Genomic DNA, 26,934 nt, shown 5'->3' on the forward strand with positions numbered 1-26,934 from the left:
ATGGCGGTCGACGATGACGGCATCGCGGGCGCGAAAAGCTCCCTCTCGCTGGTGACGAACCTGACGGTGGCGATCCTGGTGATCTTGTGGCTCATCCCCACGATCGGCCTGCTGGTGTCGAGCTTCCGCGACCGCGACGCCATCTCGCAATCCGGCTGGTGGAAGGCGCCGTTCCCGACGCAACAGAATTTTGCCGTGCGGACGGAGGGCGAGTTCATGCCCGAGGGCGACGGCTGGGTACTGACCGGCAACCTGTTCGGGCCCGAAGGCTCGGGCAGCATCGCGGCCTTCGGCGGCCTGCGGTCCGACCCCACCGCCTTCGCGCCGGGCGAGACGGGGGAGCTTGTGCGCGGCCGCACCCTGACGGTCGAGGAGAACGGCGACTACATCTATTTCGACCCTGCGGACGAAGCGCCGACGCGCAACCCGACCGTCTATCTGGCCTCATCCGTGCCGCCCGACTTCTCGCTCGACAACTACGACACGATCCTGACCTCCGCCGGGATGGACGTGGCCTTCATCAACACGCTGACCGTGACCATTCCGGCGACGATCATCCCCATCCTGATCGCGGCTTTCGCGGCCTATGCGCTGGCGTGGATGGATTTTCCCAGCCGCGGTGCGATCATCGCGCTGGTCGTCGGCCTGCTGGTGGTGCCGCTGCAACTGGCGCTGGTGCCGATGCTCAAGTTCCACAATGCCATCGGGATCGGCCAGTCCTTCTACGGCATCTGGTTTGCGCATACCGGGTTCGGCCTGCCGCTCGCCATCTATCTGCTGCGAAACTACATGGTCGGGTTGCCGCGCGACATCATCGAAAGCGCAAAGGTCGACGGCGCGACCGACTTCCAGGTCTTCACCCGCATCGTCCTGCCGCTGTCGTTCCCGGCGCTGGCCAGCTTCGCCATCTTCCAGTTCCTCTGGACGTGGAACGACCTGCTCGTGGCCAAGGTGTTCCTGCCGTCGAACAGCGAATCCTGGGTGATGACCGTCAAGATCGCCGATGACCTGCTCGGCTCGCGCGGGGGGGACTGGGGCATCCTTGCGGCGGCGGCCTTCATCTCGATCGCGGTGCCGCTGCTGGTCTTCTTCACCATGCAAAGATACCTGGTCCGCGGCCTGCTGGCCGGATCCGTGAAATAGGACAACAGATGACTGCAATCGCCGAAGCGCCGAACCCTGCGATCGACCCCGACTGGTGGCGGGGTGGGGTAATCTATCAGATCTACCCCCGATCCTTCCAGGACAGCACCCAGGACGGCATCGGCGACCTGAACGGCATCACGGAACGGCTGCCCTACATCGCCAGCCTCGGCGTCGACGCGATCTGGATCAGCCCGTTCTTCACCTCGCCCATGAAGGACTTCGGCTATGACGTCAGCGACTATTGCGACGTCGATCCGATGTTCGGCACGCTCGCCGATTTCGACCGCCTGACCGAAGCGGCGCACCGTCTCGGCCTGCGCGTGATGATCGACCTCGTGCTGTCGCACAGCAGCGACAAGCACCCCTGGTTCGAGGAGAGCCGGTCCAGCCGGACCAACGACCGCGCCGACTGGTACGTCTGGGCCGACCCGAAGCCCGACGGCACCGCGCCCAACAACTGGCTGTCGATCTTCGGCGGTCCCGCCTGGCACTGGGACGCGCGGCGGCAGCAGTATTACCTGCACAATTTCCTCGTCAGCCAGCCGGACCTGAATTTCCATAATCCGGAGGTGCAGCAGGCCCTGCTCGACGTGACGCGGTTCTGGCTCGATCGGGGGGTCGACGGGTTCCGGCTCGACACGATCAACTTCTACTTCGCGGACGCGCTCCTGCGGGACAATCCGGCCCTTCCGCCCGAACGGCGCAATGCCAAGGTCGCGCCGATGGTGAACCCCTACAACCATCAGGAACACCTGCACTCCAAGAACCAGCCCGAGAACCTGGACTTCCTCAAGCGTTTTCGCGACCTGCTCGACGAATATCCCGGCGCCGCCGCCGTAGGCGAGATCGGCGATGCGCAGTTGGGGATGGAGCTTCTGGGACAGTACACGCGTGAGGGGCAGGGCGTGCAGATGTGCTATGCCTTCGAGTTCCTCGCCCCCGACCGCCTGACCGCAGCCCGCGTGGTCGAGGTGTTCGAGCATCTCGATGATGTAGCGCCCGACGGCTGGGCCTGTTGGGCGTTTTCCAACCATGACGTGACGCGCCACATCACGCGCTGGCACCTGGATGAACGCGGGGCGCGCACCTATGCGACGCTGCTCGCCTGCGTGCGCGGGTCGATCTGTCTTTATCAGGGCGAGGAGCTTGGCCTGACCGAAGCCGCAGTCGCCTATGAGGACCTACAGGATCCCTACGGCATCGAGTTCTGGCCCGAGTTCAAGGGCCGCGACGGCTGCCGTACGCCGATGGTCTGGGAGGCGTCGAACACCAACGGTGGCTTCAGCGAAGTGAAGCCCTGGCTGCCGGTCGCCACGGAGCATCTCGGGCGGTCGGTGGCCATGCAGGACGACCTGGACGGCTCGCTCCTCAACCACTACCGCCGGATAATCGCCCTGCGGAACGGGTCGGAGGCGTTGCAGAAGGGCACACAGGACGGGCTTTACGCTGACGGCAACCTGCTGACCTTCCGTCGCACGGTGCCGGGCGAGACGCTGTTCTGCGCGTTCAACCTGGGGGACGACGCGGTGGGTATGGCCTTGCCTGACGGCAACTGGCGCATGGTGGAAGGGATCGGCGGCACGGCGCCGGGTCAGGGCGGCCTGACCCTCGGGGCGTGGAGCTATTGCGTGATGCGGGCGGTCTGACGGACCGGAGATTGGGAAGGGACGACGATGGCGAACCTCAAGCTGACCGATGTCGGCAAGACCTATGGCGGCAAGGTCGAGGTCCTCAAGGACATCGATCTCGACATCGAGACGGGCGAACTGGTCGTCTTCGTCGGCCCCTCCGGTTGCGGCAAGTCCACCCTGCTGCGGATGATCGCGGGGCTGGAGAAGATCAGCAGCGGCACGCTGGAAATCGACGGACAGGTGGTCAACGACATGCCGCCGTCGCAGCGCGGCATCGCCATGGTGTTCCAGTCCTACGCGCTCTATCCGCACATGACGGTGCGCGAGAACATGGCCTTCGCCCTCAAGATCGCCAAGATGTCGCGCGCCGAGATCGACGAGGCGGTGAACGCGGCGGCGGAGAAGCTGCAACTGACCGACTATCTCGACCGGCTGCCCAAGGCGTTGTCGGGCGGGCAGCGGCAGCGGGTGGCCATCGGGCGGGCCGTCGTCCGCAAGCCCAAGGTCTATCTGTTTGACGAGCCCCTTTCGAACCTCGACGCGGCGCTGCGCGTGGCCACCCGGATCGAGATCGCGCAGCTGAAGGAGGCGATGCCCGACAGCACCATGGTCTATGTCACCCACGACCAGGTCGAGGCGATGACGCTCGCCACCCGCATCGTCGTACTGGCGAACAAGGGCATCGCGCAGGTGGGCACCCCGCTCGATCTGTATGAACGGCCCAACGGCGAGTTCGTTGCGCAGTTCATCGGTTCCCCCGCGATGAACCTCATGGCCGGAGAAATCGTCGGCACCGGCGAGGTCACGACCCTGAAGCTGGACGAAGGCGGCGGCACCATCACCTCGGTCGTGCCCAGCCGGCCGGAGGACAAGGGCGCCCGCGTCAACGTCGGCATCCGACCGGAGGACATGGTGGCGACCGAAGGCGACGACTATGCCTTCGCCGGAACGGTTGATATCGTCGAGGCCCTGGGCGAGGTGACGCTGCTCTACTTCGAACTCCCGAAGGCGGAGACGGACAGCAACACCGTGATCGCCAAGCTCAACGGCATCCACAGCGGCATCCGCGGCAGGACGCTGCGTCTGACCGCCGATCCGTCGAAGGTCCATGTCTTCCGCAACGGGGTGTCATTGCTTTACCGCTGACACGCCCGATTTTCGCCCGAAAGAGTACGCAGTCTGCGGGGGACCATTCCTGCGGAGACGTTTTTCATGGCGGCCGGCAACCTCTATCGCGGCATCCTGACGGGGCTGGGCGGCGTTAACCTGTTCGCGGGCTCCGGGATGCTTGCCATGCTGCTGGGGATGGGCGCGCGCGCCCTCGACCACCTCTACGTCGCGGCGCTCGTCGGCATCGGGCTGATCCTGATGTGGCGGGCGCTCTCGCCCCGTTCGCTGACCCATCCCCAAGGGGTGTCGGGCGGCATCTTCGCTCTCCTCCTCCTCGCCGTGCTGGGGGCTGCGTCGACCCTGACCGGCGGCTTGGCCGGAAACCTGCTGGAACAGGGGGGCATGGCGAACGGGCTGCGCTACGGCCTCGCCCCCGGCCTCTTGATGTTGGGTCTGATCGTCACGATGGTGCTGCCGGTCCTCGTAATCCTCATCGTGCGGGAGACCGCGCCGGCCACATCGGAGCCCGCTTTGCCCGCGTCCCCCCGGACGGCGCTCGAACTGACGCACATCGTGCTTCTCCGTCTCACCGGCATCGCGGGCTTCCTTGCCGCCGCCTTCGCGCTGGCCACGATGGTCGAGACGCCGACCCAGAAAGCCGTCTTCGGATCGCTCGGCCTGATCGGATCGCTCACCCTCCTCCTGCCCAGCCTGACGCCGCGCTTCATGGCGCGCCCGTCGCGTCTGCATCATTTCATCGGCTTCAACCTGCTGGCGACGATCCTCGCCGCCCTTCCGCTCCTCGCCTACTTCATCCCGCTCGGTGCGGAAGTTGCCACGCGACCACAGGTCGATCCCATGACCGGCCTCGTGGTCGTCCCCGATGCCTGGACGTCCTTCATGGCGGCCGACCGGATCACGCAGGTGGCCATGGCTTCGGTCCTGATCCCGATCCAGCTTGCCTGGTTCACGATGCTGATCCTGCTGACCCGCCCGCCCGCGCGCTCTCGCACCCGTCCGAACGACCCTGCGCGTGCCATACCTACCGTCGAAAAGCGCCCCGTGTCCCTGCCGACGGCCAAGCGCGGACTGCCGGCGGTGGGTGCGGCGATGAAGCTCTATGTCGCGGCGGACTGGATCATCCTGCGACTGCTCGGCCTTGGCCTGATCGGCACCGCCTGGATGCTGTGGGACGCGGTCAAGACCGGTCGCACTCCTCAGGCAGCCATCCTCGCCCACGGGGGCGAGCCGATGACCGCGGTCTACCTCTATGCCGGTTTCGGGGCGTTGCTGACGGTCCCGCTGCTATTGCCTCGGTTCATCATGTCACCGCGCCACGTCATTGGCGGGCTGGCCAAGTCCATCCTCCTTGTGGTCGCGGCGCTGGTCCTCATCACGCCTCTGGAAATCGCGATGGTGACGTTCACCGACAAGGCGTTCCACGCCACGCTGATCGCGACGGTGCCCAAGCTGTTCAAGGCCGTGACGGGCGTGGCCGTGACGTCCACACTGCTGATCGCCTTCTTCCGGCAACTCGGCAATCTGCCCCAGGTCGACTACAAGGGCGACCCGAAGATCGCCCTGTCCTCGCAGCAACTCCACGAACTTCGGAAGGCACGGATGCCAAGCTAGGCCGACATGCGGACGCTGCCGATATAGGGCAGGTTGCGGTTCCGCTGGGCATAGTCGATGCCATAGCCCACAACGAAGGCATCGGGGATCTCGAACCCCGTCCAGGTCGCCTTGATATCCACCTCGCGCCGCGTCGGCTTGTCGAGGAGGGCGATCGTCTCCAGCCGCGCGGGGCTGCGCGACCGCAGCAGGTTGGTGACGTGGTGCAGCGTGTGGCCCGTGTCGACGATATCCTCAACCACCAGAACGTCGCGGCCGCCGATCTCTCCGCGCAGGTCCTTCAGGATGCGGACTTCGCGGCTCGATTCCATCGCGTTGCCATAGCTGCTGGCCTCCAGGAAATCGACCTCGACCGGCAGGTGCAACTCCCGCACCAGGTCGGCGATGAAGACGAACGACCCGCGCAACAGGCCGACCACGATGAGCTTGTCCGTCCCCGCGAACCGCGCCTCGATCTCGCGCGCGAGCGCCTCGATCCGGGCGGCGATGGCCTTCGCACTGATCAGCTGGTCGATCACATAGCTGTCGGTCATGTTGCTCCTCGCGGACCCATCGGTCATGACGGGGCGTTAGCACGCCAACGCCACCGGACCCAAGAGAGACGATGCCCCGACACAGCGAAACCCGCGAACTGCCCTATACCGCCGACCAGATGTACGACCTGGTGGCCGACGTCGCCCAATATCCGGAGTTCCTGCCCTGGACCGCAGCGGCGCGCATCCGGTCGCGCGAAGGCGGCCCGGAAGGCGAGGTGATGCTGGCCGATCTGGTCATCAGCTTCAAGGTCTTCCGCGAAAGCTTCGGCTCCCGCGTCGTTCTCTGGCCGTCCGAGCATCGAATCGAGACCGCCTATCTCGATGGCCCTTTTCGGCGGATGGATTCCGAATGGCGGTTCGAACCGCTCCCGACCGGATGCCGCGTCCATTTCTGGGTGGATTTCGAGTTTCGCAACGTCATCATCGGCAAGGTCGTGGGCGCCGTCTTCAACGAGGCGATGCACCGCATCGTAGCCGCCTTCGAGAAGCGGGCGAAAGCGCTCTACGGCAATGCCGCCTGAAGCATTTCCAGCGCGTGATCCCGCGCTGCCCGCCGCACCTCGTAGCGGCCGAGGGCCCCGAACTCGACGGTTTCGACCGTGGTGCCATCGGGTCCGGCCAGTCCGAAACAGACGCGCCCCTCGGGCTTGAACTCCGACCCTCCGGGCCCGGCAATGCCCGTGATCGACACCGCAAGCACCGCCCGCGACCGGGCGCGCGCGCCTTCGGCCATCTGCCGCGCCACCTGTTCGGACACCGCGCCGTGGTCGGCCAGCGCCACCTGCGACACACCCAGCATGTCGCGTTTGGCCGCGTTGGAATAGGTGACCGCCCCCCACAGGAATACCGCCGACGACCCGGGCACGTCCGTCAGCGCGGCAGCCACCATGCCCCCGGTGCAGCTTTCGGCGGTGGCGACCGTGACGCCGCGCGACGTGCAGGCCGCTATCAGCTCCGCCGGGGTCATCGCAGCGCCATCCCGGCGTGCGCCAGGCCGGCCAGCACCACGACGCAGACCGCCGCCATCAGGCCCGCGACCGCGTCGTCCAGCATCACGCCCCCCGCGTCGCTGCGCCGGTCCATCCAGCCGACCGGCCCGGGCTTCCAGATGTCGAACAGCCGGAACAGGACAAATGCCGCGATCCATCCCGGCCACAGCCGCTCCACCCCGACGCCCGCGTTCGACGCGCCCCACGCAAGGGGCAGAAGCGCGATCCATTGCCCCAGCACCTCGTCGATCACCACCTCGCCCGGATCGTGGTCGGCCTGACCCCGCGTGGTCACGGTCGTGGCCCACCAGCCCACCGGCAGGATCAACGCCGTCAAGGCCGTGAACAGGATCGGCCCGCCCTGCATCGCCAGCCATGCCAGCGGCAGCGCGACCAGCGATCCCCAGGTTCCGGGCGCCGGCCGCAGCAGACCCACGAAACCGACCGTCGCGACGACGCGCGCGATCACGACGTCACCAGCGACACGGTGGCCATGCAGGCGATGCCCTCGCCGCGGCCCGCAAAGCCCAGCCGTTCCGTCGTCGTGGCCTTCACCGATACGCGATCCACCGCGACCCCGGTGACGTCGGCCACGCGGGCGCGCATGGCGGCGGCGTGGGGTGTGATCTTGGGGTGCTCGCAGATCAGGGTCGCGTCGATGTTGCAGATCGCGAACCCCCGCTTGCGTGCCAGATCGGCCGCATGGGCCAGGAAAACGGCGCTGTCGGCGCCCTTCCACTGCGGGTCCGATGGGGGGAAGTGGCGGCCGATATCGCCCTCGGCCAGCGCTCCATAGATCGCGTCGGTGATCGTGTGCAGGCCTACGTCGGCATCCGAATGACCCTGCAACCCGCGGTCGTGGGGCACCTTCACACCGCAGAGCATGACGTGATCGCCCATACCGAACCGATGCACGTCGAAGCCGTTGCCAACCCTGATGTCCATACGTGTCCCCATCGCTGCGCGGGCGAAATCCTCCGGCCCGGTGATCTTCATGGCCGCTTCGTCGCCTGCCACAATGGCGACGTCCAGCCCAGCGGCCAGCGCGACCTCCACATCGTCGCTCGCCGGCCCGTCGAAGGCGGCGTGCGCGGCGCGGATGGCGGCGGTTCGGAATCCTTGCGGCGTCTGCGCACGCCAGAGGTTCCGGCGGTCCTGCACGCCCTCGACCCGCTCCGCGCCGTGCCAGAGTGCATCGGTCACGGCCAGCGCTGGGGCCGCCCCGTCGGCCGAAGCCAGCGCCTCCAGCACCCGGTCGATGACCGCGCCGGGCACGTTCGGCCGCGCCGCGTCGTGGATCAGCACAAGCTCCGTCGTCACCGGAGCGAGCCCCGCCGCAACGGACCCCGACCGCGTGGATGCGCCGTCGATGAGGCGCACGCCCGGCACCGCGGCCTTTGCCATTGCGCGATCCTCCGGGTGGATCACCACCACGACCTCGGCCACGCGACCGGCGAAGGCGGCGACCGCGCGGGCCAGGACCGTCTGTCCGCCCAGATCGCGATATTGCTTGGGCAGACCGCCCCCGGCGCGCGTACCGCGGCCGGCAGCGACGATCAACGCGGTGGCATCGGCGCGGGGCATGGCGAACTCCGGGGTGGCGGTGCAGAACCGTCCCGTCCTAGCGTCCGACCCCGGAGCAAGGCAAGACAGTGACGCGCGCGCGGGCAGGGGGCTGGAGAACTGCCTGTTTTTTGTGCATATGCGGTCTGGAGGGCGTCAGGGTCAGCAAGACGCTGATCTCCAGGCCCGGCCTGACCTATGCTGCACACGATATGACAAGAGACTGGCTGATGGCGGACATGCCCCACGCGACACTCGACTCCCGGCTGGCGGCCCTTGGGATGACGTCGCCTGTGGCCCTCGCGCCAATGGCCGGCATTACGGATCTGCCGACACGGACGCTGGTGCAGTCGTTCGGCGCGGGCCTCGTCGTGTCGGAAATGGTCGCCAGCCGCGAGATGGTCGAGGCCAAGCCCTCCGTCCGGGACCGCGCCGAACTGGGCGCGCAGGTCGAAGGCACGTCGGTCCAGATCGCCGGCCGGGATGCCGTCTGGATGGCGGAGGCTGCAAAACTGCTGGCGGGGCAGGGCGCACGCATCATCGACATCAACATGGGCTGCCCGGCCAAGAAGGTGACGGGCGGCCTGTCCGGCTCGGCTCTGCTGCGCGACCACGACCATGCGCTGCGCCTGATCGAGGCGGTGGTGGCCGCCGTGGACGTGCCCGTGACGCTGAAGACGCGGCTCGGCTGGGACGACGACAGCTGCGACTCTGCAGCCCTTGCGCGTCGGGCCGAGGATGCCGGCATCCGCATGCTCACGATCCACGGGCGGACGCGGTGCCAGTTCTATCAGGGCGCGGCCGACTGGGCCGCGATCGCGCCTATCGTGCAGGCGGTCACGATCCCGGTGCTCGCGAACGGCGACATCATCGACGCCGCTTCGGCCAACGCGGCGCTGGCGGCCTCGGGGGCGGCGGGCGTCATGGTGGGGCGCGGCGCGCAGGGACGGCCGTGGCGACTGGCGCAGGTTGCGGCGGAACTGGGCGCCGGACCCGCCCCCCGTGTGCCGCGGGGTACCACGCTGGTGGAGGTCGTCGCCGCGCATCATGCGGCACTCCTCGCCTTCTACGGCAAGGATCTGGGCGGCCGCGTCGCCCGCAAGCACTTGGGCTGGTACATGCACGAGGCCGGAACGCCGTCCGACCTGCGGCGCAGGGTGCTGACCGCCGCGCCCGACGCGGTGGCGCCGCTGCTGGCCGAAGCGCTGACCGGTCCGCAAAGGCAGGCGGCGTGACCGGACCCGACGTCTGGCAGGCCCTGCCGATCCCGGCGCTGGTCCTTGACGGCGCGGACCGCGTCGCGGCCGTCAACGGCCCGGCGGAGGGAATGTTCAACCGCTCCGCCCGGTCGCTGACGGGGCGCGCGTTTCCGGCGATCCTGGACCTCGATGGCGGGGTGCCCGCCGCCACGGCCCGCGTGCGGGCGACGGGCGCGCCGCTGACGCTGCACGAGGTGACGATCCGGCCAGCGCAGGCGCCCGCCATTCGGTGCGAGGTTCACCTTGCGCCACTGGACGACGGCGTGCTGATCCTGATGTCGCCACAGGACATTGCCGGACGGTTCGACAGCACCGACCACGCCCGCACCGCCGCGCGGTCCGCTATCGGCATGGCCGAGATGCTGGCGCATGAGATCAAGAACCCCCTCGCGGGGATCACCGGCGCGGCGCAGCTTCTGGGGATGGGGCTCGCAGGCGAGGATCTGGAGTTGACCGGCCTGATCGTCGCCGAAAGCCGCCGCATCGTGAAGTTGCTGGAACAGGTCGAGCAGTTCGGGAACCTGCGCCCGCCCGACAGGCACGCCATCAACATCCACGACGTCCTAGACCGCGCGCGGCGGTCCGCGCTCGTAGGCTTCGCCGCGCATGTGGATATCGTCGAGAAATACGACCCTTCCCTTCCGCCGACCTGGGCCGACCCGGACCAGTTGTTGCAGGTGGTGCTGAACCTTCTGAAGAACGCCGCGCAAGTGGCCGATCCGAAAGGAAAGGTGACGATCCGGACCTTCTATGAGCCGGGTCTCCGGGTGCGGCGGACCGATGGGACGGCGGCGTCCCTGCCTCTCCAGGTCGAGATCGTGGACGATGGCCCCGGGATCCCCCCCGCCATCGCCGCCAGCATCTTCGAGCCTTTCGTCTCGGGCCGCGAGAACGGCACGGGGCTGGGTCTCGCCCTCGTGTCGAAGATCGTGAATGACCACGACGCCTGGATCTCGGCCAGCAGCATGCCGGGGCGGACTGTGATGCGCCTGTCGCTGCCGCTCGCCCCGAAAGACATGAAGATCGACCCGCAAGCCATTGGAGCAAAATGATGGACGGCACGATTCTCGTCGCCGACGACGACCGCACCATCCGCACCGTCCTGACGCAGGCGTTGACGCGGGCCGGGTGCAAGGTTCATGCGACGGCCTCGCTGGGAACCCTGCTGCGGTGGGTCGAGGAGGGGAAGGGCGATCTGGTGATCTCGGACGTGGTCATGCCCGACGGCAACGGGCTCGAGATGCTGCCCCGTATCGCGCGGGAGCGGCCGGGCCTGCCGGTCATCGTCATCTCGGCGCAGAACACGATCATGACCGCCATCCAGGCCGCGGAGGCTGAGGCATTCGACTATCTGCCCAAGCCCTTCGACCTGCCCGACCTGATGAAGCGCGCGGCCCGGGCGATGGAGCAGACACGCACCGCGCCGACGCCCTCACCGCCCTCCGGCGACGACTTGCCGCTGATCGGGCGTACGCCTCGGATGCAGGCGCTCTACCGGCTGATGGCGCGGGTGATGAACACGGACCTTTCCGTCCTGATTTCCGGCGAATCCGGCACCGGAAAGTCGCTTGTGGCGCGCACGATCCATGACTTCGGCAACCGGCGCGACCTGCCTTTCGTCACGGCGACCGGCGACGACCTTGTTACAACCGATGACGTGGCGGACCTGGTCGCGCGGGCGCAAGGCGGGACGATCCTGTTCGACGAGGTGGGCGACCTTACGGCGCAGGCGCAGGCGACCCTCGTACGGCTCATCGACCGGCTGGAGGGCGGGCCGCGCCTCCTGGCGACGGTGCAGCACGACCTGACGCCGCGGCTCGACGACGGGTTCCGGGCCGATCTCTATTATCGGCTGGCGGGGGCGCAGATCGACGTGCCGGCGTTGCGCGACCGGGTGGACGACGTGCCTCTGCTGGCCGCGCATTTCGCCGCCCGTTCCGAACGTGACGGCGCCCCTCCGCGGCAACTGGCAGCCGACGCAGTCACGGCGCTGCGGGCGCATCCCTGGCCTGGAAACGTGCGGCAGTTGGAGCATGTCGTTCGTCGCCTGCTCGCCGCCTCGCCGGTCGAGACGATCGCACGGCCCGAGGTCGAGGCGGCCCTGGGCGATGCTCTGGTTCGGCGGACGGCCGATGCCACGGGCACCCTGTCCGAGGCGGTTGACCGCCATCTGCGCCGCGAATTCGACCTGCGCGCCGGGCAGCTTCCGCCGCCGGGCCTCTACCAGCGCGTCCTGCGGGAAGTCGAAGCTCCGCTGATCGAGACCGCGCTGGACGCCACCAGGGGCAATCAGGCGCGTTGTGCCGAGATGCTGGGGATCAACCGCAATACGCTCCGCAAGAAGATCACCGATCTCGATATCCGCGTGACACGGCGCCGCAAGTTGATGTAAAAGCGCCACAGGCGTTGCGGATCGGGAACAACCCGACGTGAACGACGCCCGGTAAGACATTGATGAGGCGATTTTGCGGGCTCCTGCCAGCCACGTACGGCCGTCGTCGCGCGCGTTTCTCTGGAGCGGGCGCAGACAGCTTCAGACGGCCCTGACGGTCACCCTGGTGGTGCTCGGCCCCGTCCTCGTGGGGCTGACGTTCGTGTCGCTGGGCTTGCGGGGACCGTCCGGCGACCTGACGTGGCTGCGCGTCGTGCTGCTGGCCGACCTGATCTATGTGCTGACCATCGCCGCCATGGTGGTGCGCCGCCTGACGCGGATGATCGCGGCCCGGCGTGCGCGGTCGGCGGGCTCGCAGTTGCATATGCGGCTGACGGGGGTATTCACCGGCATCGCGCTGATCCCCACGATCTTGACCGCCGTCTTCGCCACGATCACCATCAACATCGGGCTGGAAGGCTGGTTTTCCGACCGCGTCCGCAGCGCGCTCGGCAATTCGGTCGAGGCGGCGCAGGCCTATGCGCAGGAACACCGCGACGACCTGACCGAGGATGCGCGCGCTCTGGCCAGCTATCTCAACGTGGCGAAGCGGGCGTCTTTCTTCATGGCCGACGGCGACCTGCGGCAACTTCTGTCGCAGGGGCAGGAGCTTGTGCAGCGCGGGCTGGAGGAAGCCTTCGTCATCGACGGAACCGGCGACATCCGGGCGCGGGGCGATCGGTCATATCTGTTCGACTTCGAGCCCGTCCGCGAGGAACAGATCGAACAGGCCCGCGCAGGCGCGATCATCCTTATCGAAGACAAGGAAATCAACGAGTTCCGCGTCCTTCTTCAACTGGATGCCTTCGCGGACCGATTCCTTTACGTCACCCGGACGGTGGACGGCGACATCCTTCAGCTTCTGGACGAGACGCAGGCGACGGCGCAGCTCTACCAGCAGCTCGAAAAGGATCGGGGGCGGCTTCTGTTCGAGTTCGGGCTGCTTTATCTCGGGTTTGCGATGATCCTGATCCTGGCCGCCACATGGGCAGGCCTGTGGTTCGCGGAGCGGCTGTCGCGTCCAGTCGGGCGGCTTGCGGGCGCGGCACAGCGGGTGGGGCAGGGCGACCTGAACGTGCGCGTGGCCGAGGAGAAGGGCGACGACGAGATCGCCATGCTGGGCCGGATCTTCAACCAGATGACACGGCAGTTGAAGGGACAGCGCGACGCGCTGGTCGAGACCCACGCACAGACCGAGCGCCGCCGCCGCCTGTTCGACAGCGTGCTGGGGTCGGTGACGGCGGGCGTGATCGGGCTGGACCCGGAGGGGCGGATAGACTTCCTGAACCGCTCCGCGCAGCGGCTGCTGTCGATCGACGGGGAACGCTATGGCCTGCCGCTGGACCGCGTCGTGCCGGAGTTCACCGACCTGTTCGACCGCCTGCGCGAGGCGCGGACCGAGACGGTGCAGGAGGAGATCCGGCTTGCACGGGGCGGCCACCTCGAAAGCCTGCTGGTCCGCATCGCCACTCGCCCCGGCGCGGACGGCGCGCCGGAGGGATATGTTGTGGCCTTCGACGACGTGACCGAACTGGTCAGCGCGCAACGAATGGCCGCCTGGGGCGACGTTGCGCGCCGCATCGCACATGAGATCAAGAACCCCCTGACGCCCATCCAGCTTTCGGCGGAGCGCCTGAAACGCCGCTTCACGCGGGAACTTTCGCCCGAGAGTGCGGCCAAGCTGGGCGAGTTGACGGACGTGATCGTCCGCCAGACCGGCGACCTGCGGCGCATCGTGGACGAGTTCAGCAAGTTCGCCCGAATGCCGGAGCCTGAGCGGCAGAAGGGCGACATCGCGGGCCTTCTGCGCGAGACCGTGACATTGCAGCGCGCCGCGCTCGACCCGGTCGAGATCGTCGCCGACATTCCTGCGGGGCCGCGGATGGCGGAGTTCGACCCGACGATGATGGGCCAGGCGTTTACCAACCTCATCAAAAACGCAGGCGAGGCGATCGAAAGCCGCTATGAAAAGATGGGTGGCGGAGTCTCGGGCCGCGTCGACGTGACGCTCGACGCGTCGGGTCCGCAGCTGGAAATCCGCATCCGCGACACGGGCATCGGCCTGCCGCAAGACCGCAGCCGCCTGTTCGAGCCCTATGTGACGACGCGCGAAAAGGGGACGGGGCTGGGCCTGTCCATCGTGAAAAAGATCGTCGAGGAACACGGCGGCACGCTGGATCTGCAGGACGCGGCCCCGGAGGCCGACGGACACAAGGGGGCGGAGGCCGTCATAAGGCTTCCCCATATCGAGAAGGGACACTGAAATGGGCGACATCCTGATCACCGACGACGAGGCAGATATCCGCAGCCTCATCTCGGACATCCTGGAGGACGAGGGATACTCCTGCCGGACGGCGGGCACCGCCGATGCCTGCATGAAGGCCATCGAGGACGAGGCGCCCAGCCTGATGATCCTGGATATCTGGCTCAAGGACAGCGACATGGACGGGATCGACATCCTCAAATCCGTGCGCCGCAGTCACCCGGACATTCCGATCATCATCATCTCGGGGCATGGCAACATCGAGATCGCGGTCGCGGCGATCAAGCAGGGGGCCTATGACTACATCGAGAAACCGTTCAACATCGACCAGCTTATGGTCGTCGTCGGCCGGGCGATGGAGACGTCGCGCCTGCGCCACGAGAACAGCGAACTGCGCCGCAAGGATGCGTCATCGGCCGAGATGATCGGCCAGTCGGTCGCCTTCAAGACGCTGATGTCGCAGCTCAAGAAGGTGATGAACTCGAACGGGCGCGTCATGCTGACCGGGCCGGCGGGTGCGGGCAAGGAAGTCGCGGCCCGGTTCATCCACGCGAAGTCCAACCGGTCTTCAGCGCCCTTCGTCTCGGTCAGCTCCGCCTCGATAGAGCCGGACCGGATGGAGAGCGTGCTGTTCGGCCGCGAAAGCCCCGAGAAGGGGATCGAGCCGGGCCTGCTGGAGCAGGCGCACGAGGGCGTTATCTACTTCGACGAGATCGCGGACATGCCGCCGGGCACCCAATCCAAGATCCTGCGCGTTCTCGTGGAGCAGGCCTTCACACGCCTTGGCGGCAGCGAGAAGGTGCGCGTGGACCTGCGGGTGATCTCCTCCACCAACCGCGACCTGCAACAGGAAATCCGCGCGGGCCGGTTCCGCGAGGAACTGTATCACCGTCTGAACGTCGTTCCTATCGAGGTTCCCAGTCTGGAAGACCGGCGCGACGACATCTCGGTACTGGCCGACCATTTCATCGCCTCGCTCAACAAGGCGCAAGGCCTGCCGCTGCGCGAATTGTCGGAGGAGACGAAGGCCCTTCTGCAGACGATGCGCTGGCCCGGCAACGTGCGGCAGCTTCGCAACGTGATCGAGCGCGTGCTGATCCTGGGTGACGGGACAGGCCCCATCGAGCCGTCCGAACTGCCCAGCCCCAACGACGGCGGCGGCGATTCCGGCGACATGACCCTGTCGGGCAGCCTTGCCAGCCTGCCGCTGCGCGACGCGCGGGAGTTGTTCGAGCGGCAGTACCTGATAACGCAGATCAACCGCTTCGGCGGGAATATCTCGCGCACGGCGAGCTTCGTGGGGATGGAACGGTCGGCCCTGCACCGCAAGCTGAAGTCGCTGGGCGTCGTGACCTCCGCGCGCGGTGGATCGCGGGTGGCGCGGATCGACGACTAGGTGGCGGGCACGGCGATCCTGCCGTTCGCGTTGCACAGCCCGCGCGTATCGAAGGGCTGGCTCTGCAGGACGGCGACCTGGCCGCGCGGGCAGGCGGGCAGGTCTGCGGCGCGATAGCCCTTGGCGGCCATGCAGGCGTTCAGCGACCGCTCCCGCAGCGGCTCGTTCCGGTCGTAGTCGTAGATATCCGGCCCGTTGTAGCCGCCGATGCAGAAGTTGCCGGTACAGCTTCGCGCGCCGATGATGACGCTGGGCGCGGTGGCGATGCGGCTGCGTTCGGGAAAATCGCGACGGGCCTGGGCAGCGCAGGCCAGGAACTCCTGCTCGGCGGTCAGGGCCGGCGTGCCGGGCTTGATCCAGACCGGCTCGGGCGCGGCGCAGGCGGCGAGCAGCAGAAGGGGGGCCAGATACCTCATGCCGCGACAATTAGCACAGCGTCCCGCACTGGCAATCGAAACCGCCGGAGCGGGGGCGTTGACCGTGGGGGCGGCCGGGCCTATCCAAGCCGTCTGATCCGGGGCCGCGGGGGCATTCCATGAAAGTCATCATCTGCGGCGCGGGGCAGGTCGGCTGGCAGATCGCGCGGCATTTGTCGGGCGAACGCAACGACGTGACGGTCGTGGATAACAACCCCGAACTGGTCCACCGCGCGACCGACACGCTGGATGTGCAGGGCATCACCGGCTTCGCCAGCTACCCCGACGTGCTGGAACGCGCGGGGGCCCAGGATGCCGACATGCTCATCGCGGCGACCCATTCGGACGAGGTCAACATGGTCACCTGCCAAGTGGCCCATTCGATCTTTACCGTCCCGCGCAAGATCGCGCGCCTGCGCGCGCAGTCCTACCTCAGCGCAGTGCGTGCCGACCTTTACCGCCGCGACCATCTGCCCATCGACGTCGTCATCTCGCCCGAGCGGGAGGTGGCGGAGGCAGCCCTGCGCCGCCTGCGCGCGCCCGAAGCCTTCGACGTCGAGGAGTTCATGGACGGCCAGGCGCAGTTCATCGGGTTGTCGCTCGACGCCGACTGCCCCGTGCTCGACACGCCCCTGCGCCAGTTATCGGAGCTGTTCAGCACGCTGCGCGCCGTCGTCGTTGGCGTCCGGCGACCCGGCGGCCGCCTGTTCGCGCCCGAACCGCGCGACCAGCTCAAGGCTGGCGACCAAATCTATGTGCTGTGCAACTCCGAGGACTTGACCCGTACGCGCGAGATCTTCGGCAAGACGGTGCGGCGGCAGGAGCGGGTGGTCATCATCGGCGGCGGCAACGTCGGCTTGGCCGTGGCGCAGGCCCTGGAGGCCGCGCCCGAGCGCATCCGGGCCAAGATGATCGAACGCAGCCGCAAGTCCGCCGAACGCGCGGCGGAGGCGCTCGTGCGGACCATCGTCCTCTCGGGCGACGGCCTCGACATCGAGATCCTGCGCGAGGCGGGAATCGAACGCGCCGATGCCGTGCTGACCGTGACCGACGACGACAAGACGAACATGCTGGCCGCCGTGCGGGCCAAGGCGGCGGGCTGCGACAAGACCATCGCGCTCATCAACGATCCGACGCTGGTGCCGCTTCTGGGAACGCTGGGCATCGACGCCTATGTGAACCCGCGGCAGACAACGGTGTCGTCGATCCTGCGTCACGTCCGGCACGGGCGGGTCCGCAACGTCTATTCCGTGGGCGACGCCGAGGCCGAGGTGATCGAGGCGCAGGTGCTGTCGACCTCGCCCATGGCCGGCCGCCTGATCCGGGAGATCGAGTTCCCCGAAGGCGCGCTGGTCGGTGCCATTCAGAAGGAGGACGGGCGCGTGAACCGGCCCGATGGGTCGACCCGGATCGAGGAGGGCGACGTCGTCGCCATCTTCGCGCTGAGCCCCGACGTGCCGGAGGTGGAGCGCCTGCTTCAGGTTCAGGTGGACTTCTTCTGATGCACCGCCGCGGCCCCGGACCGGCATGATGGGCGGCGTCCTGCGACGGGTGCCCTTGTTCGTGCAGCTTGCCGCATTCCATGCGGCGTCGATGATGGTGCCCGCCTTGCACGCCCTCAGCATCGACGCCCATCGGGTCGCGCAGGCGTTCTTCTACAACGGCGTGCTTTTGCTTGCCGTGCTGGCCGCGCTGGCCGTGGCGACCGCCCGGGACAGGTCGCGCAACATCACGCGCAGCCATCTGGTCGCCCTGCTGGGCGCATTTACCATTCTGCCCGTCATGGCGGCCATGCCCGTGTCGGACATCGTGTCCGACACGCGGTTCCTCAATGTCTATACCGAGATGGTCGCCGCCATGACCACGACCGGCGGCAGCCTGTTTCCCGCCGACCGCCTGCCCGAGACGGTTCACCTGTGGCGGGCTTTCGTCGCCTGGCAGGGCGGTCTGGTCGTCTGGGTCGCCGCCGTCGCCGTGCTCGCGCCCCTGAACCTTGGCGGTTATGAGGTGGCGGAAGGCAACGTGCGTCGCCACGCCGACCTGGAGCAGACCCGCACCGACGGACAGGCGATGAACCCCGACTTGCGCGTCTTTCGCGCCATGGTGACGCTCGGTCCGATTTATCTCGGCCTGACCGGAATTCTCTGGGCAATCCTGACCATCGCGGGGGAGGGGGCGACCACATCCCTGATCCACGCGATGTCGACGATGTCGACCTCGGGCATTTCGGACGGCACGACGATCGCGCGGAGCACGGCGGGCATCGGCGGCGAGGTGGCGATCGCCGCCTTCCTCATGTTCGCGCTGTCACGACAGACGTTCTCGACCGACATGAACCGAGACGGCATGCGCCATCTGGCGCAGGACCGGGAACTGCGGATTGCCGGCATGCTGGTCGTCGCGGTGACTGTGGCCCTGTTCGCGCGTCACTGGATCGCCGCGTTCGAAGTGGGCACGACCGACGATGTGGGCGGGGCCTTGGGCGCGCTCTGGGGGTCGGCCTTCACGGTACTGTCGTTCCTCACCACGACCGGGTTCGAGAGCGCGCATTGGCAGGCCGCGCAATCGTGGTCCGGCCTCGGCACGCCCTCGGTCCTGCTGCTGGGGCTGGCCATGTTCGGGGGCGGCGTGGCGACTACGGCCGGCGGCGTCAAGCTGTTGCGGATCTATACGCTCTATGCCCATGGCCAGCGCGAGATGAGCGTGCTGGTCTATCCCAGTTCGGTCGCCGGAATGCAGGGCAGGGGCCGGCGCATTCCGTCGGGCGGGATCGAGGCGGCCTGGGTTTTCTTCATGCTGTTCGCCACGACCATGGCCGGTGTGACCCTCGCCTTCACGCTGACCGGGCTGGATTTCGAGGATGCGCTGGCGCTCGCGGTGGCCTGCCTGACCACAACGGGGCCGCTGGCCGAGATCGTGCTGGGCGGAAAGGGAACGCTGACGACGCTGCCCGACGCGTCGAAGGTGATCGCCGCCGCGACCATGGTGATCGGACGGCTGGAGGTGCTGGCGCTGTTCGCCCTTCTCAACCCGAATTTCTGGCGCGATTGACCTCGCGGCAGAACGGGGTTGGCAGGGCGTCGCCGGGGCGTGTGGGAATCCTGTGTTTCAGGGGTGGAAACTTCGTGATCGCCGCCCCATAACTCTGGAATTGGACAACGGACGTCCGGCGAACGGGCGCGGAACAGGGATTTGCACCATGGCATCCGACAAGCAGAACCTTCAGGACGCTTTTCTCAACCACGTCCGGAAGACAAAGGTGCCTGTCACCATCTTTCTGATAAACGGCGTGAAATTGCAGGGCGTCATTACCTGGTTCGACAATTTCTGCGTTCTTCTACGCCGCGACGGACAATCGCAGCTTGTCTACAAGCACGCCATTTCAACAGTGATGCCGGCTCAGCCCATCAGCCTGTACAGCGGCGAGGAAGAGGCGGCTTCTGGCGAATCCTCCTGATCAGACGCATGAGACGCAGGCGCGCGACACCCGCGCGCTGGTCCTGCATCCCGACATGCGCGCAGGCGACCGCTCCGGCCGGACCCCGCAACATTCGTTGGAGGAGGCTGTGTCGCTTGCCAATGCGCTGCCCGGTCTCGACGTGGCGGGCGGCGATGTCGTGCGCCTGCCGAAGCCGCATCCGGGCATGCTGTTCGGCAAGGGCAAGGTCGCCGAACTGAAGCAGCGGATCGAGGTGGACGAGATCGAGCTTGTCCTGATCGACGGCAGCGTGACCCCCGTGCAGCAGCGCAATCTCGAACGTGAATGGAAGGTCAAGCTGCTGGACCGGACCGGGCTGATCCTGGAGATCTTCGCCGACCGTGCGGCGACCCGCGAAGGCGTGCTTCAGGTGGAGCTGGCAGCCCTCTCCTATCAGCGCACGCGCCTCGTCCGCGCCTGGACCCATCTGGAGCGGCAGCGCGGCGGTCTGGGCTTCGTCGGCGGACCGGGGGAGACGCAGATTGAGGCGGACCGCCGCGCCATCGACGAGCAGATGGTCAAACTGAAGCGCCAGTTGGCCAAGGTGGCGCAGACGCGCGAGTTGCACCGTGCCGCGCGTGCCAAGGTGCCCTATCCCGTTGTGGCGCTGGTGGGTTACACCAACGCGGGAAAATCGACCCTGTTCAACCGCCTGACGGGGGCTGAGGTGATGGCGAAGGACATGCTGTTCGCCACGCTCGACCCGACGATGCGCGCCGTGGAATTGCCCCACGGGCTGAACGTGATCCTGTCGGACACGGTCGGCTTCATCTCGGACCTGCCGACGCAGCTGGTCGCCGCCTTCCGCGCCACGCTCGAGGAGGTGCTGGACGCCGACCTCATCGTCCACGTCCGTGACATCAGCCACCCGGAATCGGAGCTTCAGGCCAGCGACGTCGACACCATCCTCGAACATCTCGGCGTGTCGGACGAGGTGACGCGGCTGGAGTTGTGGAACAAGGCCGATGCGCTGGACGACGAAGGACGCGCGACGGCCACGAACCTGGCCGCGCGGCGCGACGACGTGTATCTCGGTTCGGCACTGACGGGGCAGGGGCTCGACGCGTTGTTGCAGCGGATCGCGGGCGAATTGACGGCAGCGCTGCGCGAGGACGTGCTGACGCTGCCCTTCGCCGCGGGACGCGCCCGTGCCTGGCTGCACGACGAAGGCGCGATCCGGTCCGAGACGCAGGGCGGGGATGGCACGCGCGTTTCGCTGCGCTGGACCGAGCGGCAGGCCTCGCGGTTCGCGGCAACGTTCCCCGATCTGATGACCGACCCCACCAAAGGCACGGACGACGCGGCGCCGCCGGCAGCACCCGGCCCATGGCACCCTTGAAGGGGTGACAGGTCGCCTCACGGCTGCTATCGTCGCGCACGGATCGGGGCGTCAGACTTCGACCGGGTTTGAGCAGACATTGGACAGGACACACCCCATGACCGCATTTTCGCGTCGTCGTTTCCTTGCGACGGCCTCTGCGCCCCTTGCCCTCGCCGCCTGCGGCAACGGGATCGGCAGCGACGGCGCCAGTCGCATCGACGGCCGCGTCGATGCGGCTTTCAATTTCATGTACGACACCCTGCCCGACACGCAGGTTCTGGCCGGCAAGGCGGCAGGCATCCTGATGATGCCGGTCGTGACGCAGGCCGGCTTCGGTTTCGGCGGGGCCTATGGACGCGGGGCCCTGCGGATCGACGGTGTGACGGTGGATTACTATTCCGTGGCCAGCGCATCGGTCGGTCTCCAGATCGGGGGGCAGCAATACAGCCACGCGCTGTTTTTCATGACGCAGCCGGCGCTCGCCAATTTTCGCAGCGCGCCGGGCTGGACGGCTGGGGCCGATCTGCAATACGCGACCCCGTCGGAAGGGCGCAACATCGGCACCGATACCAATAAGCTGACGATGCCGGTCGTCGCGGTGGTGTTCGGTCAGGCGGGGCTCTTGGCCGGCGCCACACTGGAAGGCGTCAAATACACCCGCATCATCCCCTGATCGCGGCTTGAACATTCCGCGCCGCCCGGCTATGGCGGCGCTACTTCACAGGCGGGGGCGGGCCTCCGGGGGAGACATCCCCGCAGGTCCACCGGTTGAGCGTCATGCTCTGATCCCCTGCCGAGGCTCAAACCGGAAAGGACATGAGACATGGCTCTGCCTGATTTCTCGCTGCGTCAGCTTCTCGAAGCCGGCGTTCACTTCGGCCACCAGACCCAACGCTGGAACCCGCGCATGGGGCCGTATATCTACGGCGCCAAGAACGGCATTCACATCATGGACCTGACGCAGACGGTTCCGCTGCTGGACCAGGCGCTGCAGGTCGTGCGCGATACCGTGGCCCGCGGCGGCCGCATCCTGTTCGTCGGCACCAAGCGCCAGGCGCAGAAGCCCGTCGCCGAAGCCGCCGAGCGTTGCGCGCAGTACTACATGAACCACCGCTGGCTGGGCGGCACGCTGACCAACTGGAAGACGGTGTCGAACTCGATCAACCGCCTGAAGTCCATCGACGAGGCAGCCGATCAGGGGTTCGAGGGGCTGACCAAGAAGGAACGCCTTGGCATGGAGCGTGACCAGGAGAAGCTGCAGGCTTCGCTGGGCGGCATCCGGGAGATGGGCGGCCTGCCGGACCTTCTGTTCGTGATCGACGTGAACAAGGAAGACCTGGCAATTCTCGAAGCCAAGAAGCTTGGCATTCCGGTTGTCGCGGTCGTCGACACCAACTGCTCGCCCGATGGCGTGGACTACATCATTCCGGGCAACGACGACGCCGCCCGTGCCATCTCGCTCTATTGCGATCTGGTCGCGCGCGCGGCGCTCGACGGCATGTCGGCGCAGCTTGGCGCCGCCGGTGTCGACATCGGTGCCATGGAAGACGGCGCCGGTGAGCAGGTCGATCCCGGCGAGGCCGTCGAGCCCGCCACCGAGGAAGCCCCCGCCGAGGCCTGAGGCCCGCGGGACAACTTGAGGGCGCGGCCGACCGGCTGCGCCCGACCCAATCATTCAGGAGACCGGATCATGGCGATTACCGCTGCGATGGTGAAGGAACTGCGCGATTCGACCGGCGCAGGCATGATGGACGCCAAGAAGGCGCTGACCGAAACCGACGGTGACATGGAAGCCGCCGTCGACTGGCTGCGAACCAAGGGTCTGGCCAAGGCCGCGAAGAAGTCGGGCCGCACCGCCGCCGAAGGCCTGGTGGCCGTCGCCGTGCGCGACAGCGAGGGCGTCGCGGTCGAGGTCAACTCCGAGACCGACTTCGTGGCCAAGAACGCCGACTTCCAGAAGATGGTCGCGTCCTTCGCCAACGCCGCGCTGGATGCGCAGGACATCGACGCGCTGAAGGCCGCGAAGGTCGACGGCAAGACGGTCGAGGACACGCTGACCGACAAGATCGCCACCATCGGTGAGAACATGTCGGTGCGCCGGATGGTCCGCCTGTCGGGCGGCTCGGTCGTGTCCTACGTCCACAATGCCGCCGCCCCGGGCATGGGGAAGATCGGCGTGCTCGTCGCGCTGTCGGGCCCGAACGACGAGTTCGGCAAGCAGGTCGCGATGCATGTCGCCGCCGCGAACCCCGCGTCGCTATCCGAAGCGGATCTCGACGCGTCGGTCGTGGACAAGGAGCGTCAGGTCCAGATCGACATCGCGCGTGAATCGGGCAAGCCCGACGCGGTGATCGACAAGATGATCGAAGGCCGGATGAAGAAGTACATGGCCGAGGTGACGCTGCTGAACCAGCAGTTCGTCGTGAACCCCGACGTGACCGTTGGTCAGGCCGCCAAGGATGCGGGCGTCGAGATCACGGGCTATGTCCGGCTGGAAGTCGGCGAAGGCATCGAGAAGGTGGTCGAGGATTTCGCCGCCGAAGTCGCGGCCGTCGGCAAAGGCTGAGGTCAGCCATATTCATCGAGGCGGCGCCGGGTCAGTCCGGCGCCGTTTTTCGCGTCAGGCGTAGTAGCGGAAGAACTGGTTCTGCAGGCTGGTCTTCAGGATCGCCTGTGCCGTTGTCTCCACGTCGAGCGCTGCGCGGGCCAGACGCAAGTGTTTTTCCACCGTCGCGGGATTGCGTCCCAGCAGGATCGCCACATCCTGCGTGGTCTTGCCGTCGGCGACAAGCTCCAGCACCTCGCGCTGCCGATCGGTCAGGGTGCGACCGTGCAGACCGTGGGGTAGGGACAGCATCGTCAGATGCGCGACATGGCAGATGAGTTCGATCTCCTGGCCCTTCGACAACCAGAGGTCATCGACCTCCGCCTGCGTCATCAGGGTCGTGCCAAGGCCGATCCCGTGTCCCGTGCGCGCCGAGATGCGCGGAAAGCTGATGCCATAGCCCGCAATGACGCCATGGCGCCGATTGAACTCCAGCACGCGCATCGCCGCAGGCGACAACCGACCCTCGACCGCATCGCGCACGATCTCGCCCCAGGACAGGGTTCCGACGTTCTGCATGGCCCAGCGGACCATCGGCGCATCGCGAAACAGGCCGCCTTCGAGGTAATCGTCGGTGAAATCCTTGGGGTAATTGGTCAGGATGAACGCATCCTTCAGATCTCCCGCGCTATGGTCAGTGCGGAAATTCGTCGCGGCATAGAGGATGCGGTCGAACCCATAGCTCCGCAGCCGGTCCTGCAGGTCGGACCAAAGCGCCTCCATCTCCGTGGTACGGGTGATGGAGAGGAGGAACCGGTCGGTGTCAGTCAGGGCGCTCGGCACGTCGATCTCGATACCTGCGGGCGGTTGAGCCGAGGTTAGGGCAAGGCCGCGGCGATTGTCGAGCCTTTCACTAGCTATTACATAATTCAGGTTATCAGAAAGCTAACGTTTCCGGCACCCGTACGGCCTCGGGCATCAACTTGTCCCGACAACTCCCTGATACCATGCGTCATTCCAATGAATAGCCCGCCCCCCGTACGGTGCGGATCGGGTCGTCCTTCATGGACGATACCCGCAGCGCCTTTCGCAACCGGCCGACATGCACGTCGACCGTCCGGCTGTCCACATCGACGTCTCGCCCCCAGACCCGGTCCAGCAACTGATCGCGCGACCAGACGCGGCCCGGACGTTCCATGAAGGTGATGAGCAAGCGCAGCTCCGTGGGCCCGAGCCGGAGTTCGACGCCATCGCGGAATGCCCGATGTCCGCCCGTATCGACCGTCAGGTCGTCGAACGTCAGCCGTTCACCCACCGATGACGGCCGGACGCGCCGAAGCTGCGTTCGGACGCGCGCGATCAGTTCGGCGACGGAATACGGCTTTACCATGTAGTCGTCCGCACCCGTCTCCAGCCCCCGGACGCGGTCGATCTCCTCTGACCGCGCCGACAGCATGATGACCGGAATGGACCGCGTCCCCGGAGCCGACTTCAATCGCCGGCAAACCTCCAGTCCCGACACGCCCGGAAGCATCCAGTCGAGCAGGATGAGGTCCGGCGGCTCCTCCCGCGCAAGGTCCAGTGCCGCGTCGCCGCCCGTCGCCTCCCGAACGTCGAAACCCTCGGCCTGCAGGTTGTAGGCCAGCACCTCACGCTGCGGCGCCTCGTCCTCGACGACGAGCACCTGAGGTCGGGTCATCCGGCGGTGCCGCCGCCCAGCGTGCTGGTGGTGTCGGCCTTCACGCGATCCTCGTCCGGCAACTCTCCGGTCACGAGATAGATGACCTGCTCGGCGATCCCCGTGACCAGATCGCCCATCCGTTCGATGTTCTTGGCCAGGAAATGCAGGTGCATGCAGGCGGTGATGTTGCGCGGATCCTCCATCATGTGCGTCAGGTATTCGCGGAACAGCGCATTGTACATCTGGTCCACTTCCTCGTCCCGCGCGCGCACGTCCAGCGCCAGATCGGCGTCGCGCTGAATATAGGCGTCGAGCACGTCCTTGAGCATGACCTGCACCGACTTCGACATCCGCTTGAGCGACGCGGTCCCGCCGTCCACTGGATGAAGTTCCTGAATGATCTCAGACCGTTTCGCGATGTTCTTCGCATAATCCCCGATCCGCTCCAGCGCGGCCGAGATGCGGAAGACCGTCAGGACCGTCCGCAGGTCGGTGGCGATAGGCTGGCGCAGCGCGATCAGGCGGGCTGCCTCCTCGTTCACGCGCAGTTCCAGCGCGTCGATGGCCTTGTCGCCGCGCCGGGTCTCGCGGGCGAGGTCGGCGTCGCCCTCGGCCAGCGCGGTGATCGCATTGCCGATCGCCTCCTCCACCATGCCGCCCATCTTCATGATGAGGGCCTGGATCGCCTCGAGGTCGCGGTCGAACGCGGATGTGATGTGGGTGCTGCCGATCATGGTCCCCTCCCCTCAGCCGATGCGGCCCGAGATGTAGCTTTCCGTCCGAGGATCCTCGGGCGAGGTGAAAATCCGGCCCGTCTCGCCGTATTCGACGAGATGGCCCAGGTGGAAGAACGCCGTGCGCTGGCTGACGCGGGCGGCCTGCTGCATCGAATGCGTGACGATGACCACGGAATAGTTCTGCTTCAACTCGTCGATCAGCTCCTCGACCTGCGCGGTGGCGATGGGGTCGAGCGCAGAGCACGGCTCATCCATCAGCAGGACCTCGGGCGCGGTGGCGACGGCACGGGCGATGCAGAGACGCTGCTGTTGCCCGCCCGACAGGCCGGTGCCGGGCTGGGCCAGCCGGTCCTTTACCTCCTCCCATAGCGCGGCGCGGCGCAGGGCGCTTTCGACGATTCCGTCCAGATCTGCGCGATCCTTGGCAAGGCCGTGGATGCGCGGACCGTAAGCCACGTTGTCATAGATCGACTTGGGGAACGGATTGGGCTTTTGGAACACCATGCCGACCTTGGCGCGCAGCTGCACCGGATCGACCCGCCGGTCATAGATGTCCTCGCCATCGATGCGGATATCGCCTTCGACCCGCGCGACCGCGATGGTGTCGTTCATCCGGTTGATGCACCGCAGGAAGGTCGACTTGCCGCAGCCCGACGGCCCGATGAAGGCGGTGACCGTGTTGTCGGGAATGTCCACGCTGACGTCCTTGATGGCGTGCGTGCCGCCGTAATACACCTGCACCCCGCGCGCGGTGATCTTGGCCGGGGCGGTGTCGGTCAGTCCCGTGTCGTTCATGTCAG

General features: G+C 67.0%; 26 protein-coding genes. 17 read left to right on the plus strand and 9 right to left on the minus strand.

What is annotated here, in order from left to right:
* From JAN5088_RS14075 to JAN5088_RS14090, 4 genes are all read left to right on the plus strand, one after another.
* Entirely contained in the window at positions 1-1,143 is a 1,143-nt protein-coding gene (locus tag JAN5088_RS14075; protein WP_055683465.1) for a carbohydrate ABC transporter permease, read from the plus strand.
* Between the two features lie 8 nt (positions 1,144-1,151).
* The gene (locus tag JAN5088_RS14080) at positions 1,152-2,792 is read left to right on the plus strand and encodes an alpha-amylase family glycosyl hydrolase (protein WP_055683466.1); all 1,641 of its coding nucleotides are present in this window, start codon (positions 1,152-1,154) and stop codon (positions 2,790-2,792) included.
* Positions 2,793-2,819: 27 nt separating this feature from the next.
* A complete protein-coding gene (locus JAN5088_RS14085) occupies positions 2,820-3,923 on the plus strand; it encodes an ABC transporter ATP-binding protein (protein ID WP_055683467.1) in 1,104 nt (367 codons plus the stop codon).
* A gap of 66 nt (positions 3,924-3,989) precedes the next feature.
* Positions 3,990-5,519 carry a hypothetical protein gene (locus JAN5088_RS14090; RefSeq protein WP_055683468.1) on the plus strand — a complete coding sequence of 510 codons (1,530 nt, stop codon included), beginning with the start codon at positions 3,990-3,992 and terminating at the stop codon, positions 5,517-5,519.
* Here JAN5088_RS14090 and hpt read toward each other — a convergent pair.
* Entirely contained in the window at positions 5,516-6,052 is a 537-nt protein-coding gene (gene hpt / locus JAN5088_RS14095) for a hypoxanthine phosphoribosyltransferase (RefSeq protein ID WP_055683469.1), read from the minus strand. The two genes, JAN5088_RS14090 and hpt, sit on opposite strands and share 4 nt — an antisense overlap.
* A 71-nt stretch (positions 6,053-6,123) precedes the next feature.
* Here hpt and JAN5088_RS14100 point away from each other — a divergent pair, with 71 nt between their 5' ends.
* Positions 6,124-6,576, plus strand: coding sequence for a type II toxin-antitoxin system RatA family toxin (locus tag JAN5088_RS14100; protein ID WP_055683470.1), 453 nt, complete (start codon positions 6,124-6,126; stop codon positions 6,574-6,576).
* Here the strand turns inward: JAN5088_RS14100 and JAN5088_RS14105 are convergent.
* From JAN5088_RS14105 to JAN5088_RS14115, 3 genes are read right to left on the minus strand one after another with little or no spacing between them, the layout of a single operon-like run.
* The gene (locus tag JAN5088_RS14105) at positions 6,558-7,022 is read right to left on the minus strand and encodes a CinA family protein (protein WP_055683471.1); all 465 of its coding nucleotides are present in this window, start codon (positions 7,020-7,022) and stop codon (positions 6,558-6,560) included. The two genes, JAN5088_RS14100 and JAN5088_RS14105, sit on opposite strands and share 19 nt — an antisense overlap.
* On the minus strand, positions 7,019-7,510 hold the full coding sequence (locus JAN5088_RS14110) for a phosphatidylglycerophosphatase A family protein (RefSeq protein WP_055683792.1): 492 nt from the start codon (positions 7,508-7,510) through the stop codon (positions 7,019-7,021). The genes JAN5088_RS14105 and JAN5088_RS14110 overlap by 4 nt, the downstream gene beginning before the upstream one ends.
* Positions 7,510-8,628 carry a bifunctional 2-C-methyl-D-erythritol 4-phosphate cytidylyltransferase/2-C-methyl-D-erythritol 2,4-cyclodiphosphate synthase gene (locus JAN5088_RS14115; protein ID WP_055683472.1) on the minus strand — a complete coding sequence of 373 codons (1,119 nt, stop codon included), beginning with the start codon at positions 8,626-8,628 and terminating at the stop codon, positions 7,510-7,512. Before JAN5088_RS14115 ends, JAN5088_RS14110 begins: the two co-directional genes overlap by 1 nt.
* Before the next feature lie 209 nt (positions 8,629-8,837).
* On the opposite strand from JAN5088_RS14115, the gene dusB reads away from it, so the two are divergent.
* The 5 genes from dusB (at position 8,838) to ntrX (ending at position 15,956) form a co-directional block, all read left to right on the plus strand.
* Positions 8,838-9,842, plus strand: a complete 1,005-nt coding sequence (gene dusB / locus JAN5088_RS14120) for a tRNA dihydrouridine synthase DusB (protein ID WP_055683473.1) — start codon at positions 8,838-8,840, stop codon at positions 9,840-9,842.
* A complete protein-coding gene (locus tag JAN5088_RS14125) occupies positions 9,839-10,918 on the plus strand; it encodes a two-component system sensor histidine kinase NtrB (RefSeq protein WP_055683474.1) in 1,080 nt (359 codons plus the stop codon). The genes dusB and JAN5088_RS14125 overlap by 4 nt, the downstream gene beginning before the upstream one ends.
* On the plus strand, positions 10,918-12,258 hold the full coding sequence (locus tag JAN5088_RS14130) for a response regulator (protein WP_055683793.1): 1,341 nt from the start codon (positions 10,918-10,920) through the stop codon (positions 12,256-12,258). Before JAN5088_RS14125 ends, JAN5088_RS14130 begins: the two co-directional genes overlap by 1 nt.
* A gap of 73 nt (positions 12,259-12,331) precedes the next feature.
* Positions 12,332-14,560, plus strand: a complete 2,229-nt coding sequence (locus tag JAN5088_RS14135; RefSeq protein ID WP_055683475.1) for a sensor histidine kinase NtrY-like — start codon at positions 12,332-12,334, stop codon at positions 14,558-14,560.
* Between the two features lies 1 nt (position 14,561).
* Positions 14,562-15,956: a nitrogen assimilation response regulator NtrX gene (gene ntrX, locus JAN5088_RS14140; RefSeq protein WP_055683476.1), complete on the plus strand. Its 1,395-nt coding sequence runs from the start codon at positions 14,562-14,564 to the stop codon at positions 15,954-15,956.
* On the opposite strand, the gene JAN5088_RS14145 is transcribed toward ntrX, so the two are convergent.
* Entirely contained in the window at positions 15,953-16,372 is a 420-nt protein-coding gene (locus JAN5088_RS14145) for a hypothetical protein (protein WP_055683477.1), read from the minus strand. The genes ntrX and JAN5088_RS14145 overlap by 4 nt on opposite strands.
* 119 nt (positions 16,373-16,491) lie before the next feature.
* Between JAN5088_RS14145 and trkA the strand changes: the two genes are divergently transcribed.
* The 7 genes from trkA (at position 16,492) to tsf (ending at position 23,737) form a co-directional block, all read left to right on the plus strand.
* Positions 16,492-17,874: a Trk system potassium transporter TrkA gene (gene trkA / locus JAN5088_RS14150; RefSeq protein WP_055683478.1), complete on the plus strand. Its 1,383-nt coding sequence runs from the start codon at positions 16,492-16,494 to the stop codon at positions 17,872-17,874.
* 28 nt (positions 17,875-17,902) lie between these two features.
* The gene (locus JAN5088_RS14155; RefSeq protein ID WP_055683794.1) at positions 17,903-19,423 is read left to right on the plus strand and encodes a TrkH family potassium uptake protein; all 1,521 of its coding nucleotides are present in this window, start codon (positions 17,903-17,905) and stop codon (positions 19,421-19,423) included.
* 148 nt (positions 19,424-19,571) lie between these two features.
* Positions 19,572-19,829, plus strand: coding sequence for an RNA chaperone Hfq (gene hfq, locus JAN5088_RS14160; protein WP_055683479.1), 258 nt, complete (start codon positions 19,572-19,574; stop codon positions 19,827-19,829).
* A 55-nt stretch (positions 19,830-19,884) separates the two neighbouring features.
* The gene (gene hflX, locus JAN5088_RS14165) at positions 19,885-21,189 is read left to right on the plus strand and encodes a GTPase HflX (RefSeq protein ID WP_082430025.1); all 1,305 of its coding nucleotides are present in this window, start codon (positions 19,885-19,887) and stop codon (positions 21,187-21,189) included.
* Positions 21,190-21,286: 97 nt separating this feature from the next.
* Positions 21,287-21,844, plus strand: a complete 558-nt coding sequence (locus JAN5088_RS14170) for a lipid-binding SYLF domain-containing protein (RefSeq protein ID WP_055683480.1) — start codon at positions 21,287-21,289, stop codon at positions 21,842-21,844.
* 150 nt (positions 21,845-21,994) lie between these two features.
* Positions 21,995-22,792: a 30S ribosomal protein S2 gene (rpsB, locus tag JAN5088_RS14175; protein ID WP_055683481.1), complete on the plus strand. Its 798-nt coding sequence runs from the start codon at positions 21,995-21,997 to the stop codon at positions 22,790-22,792.
* A gap of 69 nt (positions 22,793-22,861) precedes the next feature.
* The gene (gene tsf / locus JAN5088_RS14180; RefSeq protein WP_055683482.1) at positions 22,862-23,737 is read left to right on the plus strand and encodes a translation elongation factor Ts; all 876 of its coding nucleotides are present in this window, start codon (positions 22,862-22,864) and stop codon (positions 23,735-23,737) included.
* Positions 23,738-23,791: 54 nt separating this feature from the next.
* Here the strand turns inward: tsf and JAN5088_RS14185 are convergent, their stop codons facing one another.
* From JAN5088_RS14185 to pstB, 4 genes are all read right to left on the minus strand, one after another.
* Positions 23,792-24,559, minus strand: coding sequence for a LuxR family transcriptional regulator (locus tag JAN5088_RS14185; RefSeq protein WP_233489799.1), 768 nt, complete (start codon positions 24,557-24,559; stop codon positions 23,792-23,794).
* Between the two features lie 169 nt (positions 24,560-24,728).
* Positions 24,729-25,415, minus strand: coding sequence for a phosphate regulon transcriptional regulator PhoB (gene phoB, locus JAN5088_RS14190; protein WP_055683484.1), 687 nt, complete (start codon positions 25,413-25,415; stop codon positions 24,729-24,731).
* The gene (gene phoU, locus JAN5088_RS14195; protein WP_055683485.1) at positions 25,412-26,131 is read right to left on the minus strand and encodes a phosphate signaling complex protein PhoU; all 720 of its coding nucleotides are present in this window, start codon (positions 26,129-26,131) and stop codon (positions 25,412-25,414) included. Before phoU ends, phoB begins: the two co-directional genes overlap by 4 nt.
* 12 nt (positions 26,132-26,143) lie before the next feature.
* On the minus strand, positions 26,144-26,929 hold the full coding sequence (pstB, locus tag JAN5088_RS14200) for a phosphate ABC transporter ATP-binding protein PstB (RefSeq protein ID WP_055683486.1): 786 nt from the start codon (positions 26,927-26,929) through the stop codon (positions 26,144-26,146).
* Positions 26,930-26,934: the final 5 nt, after the last annotated feature.

The sequence above is a fragment of the Jannaschia rubra genome (assembly GCF_001403735.1).
GTDB classification, from domain to species: domain Bacteria; phylum Pseudomonadota; class Alphaproteobacteria; order Rhodobacterales; family Rhodobacteraceae; genus Jannaschia; species Jannaschia rubra.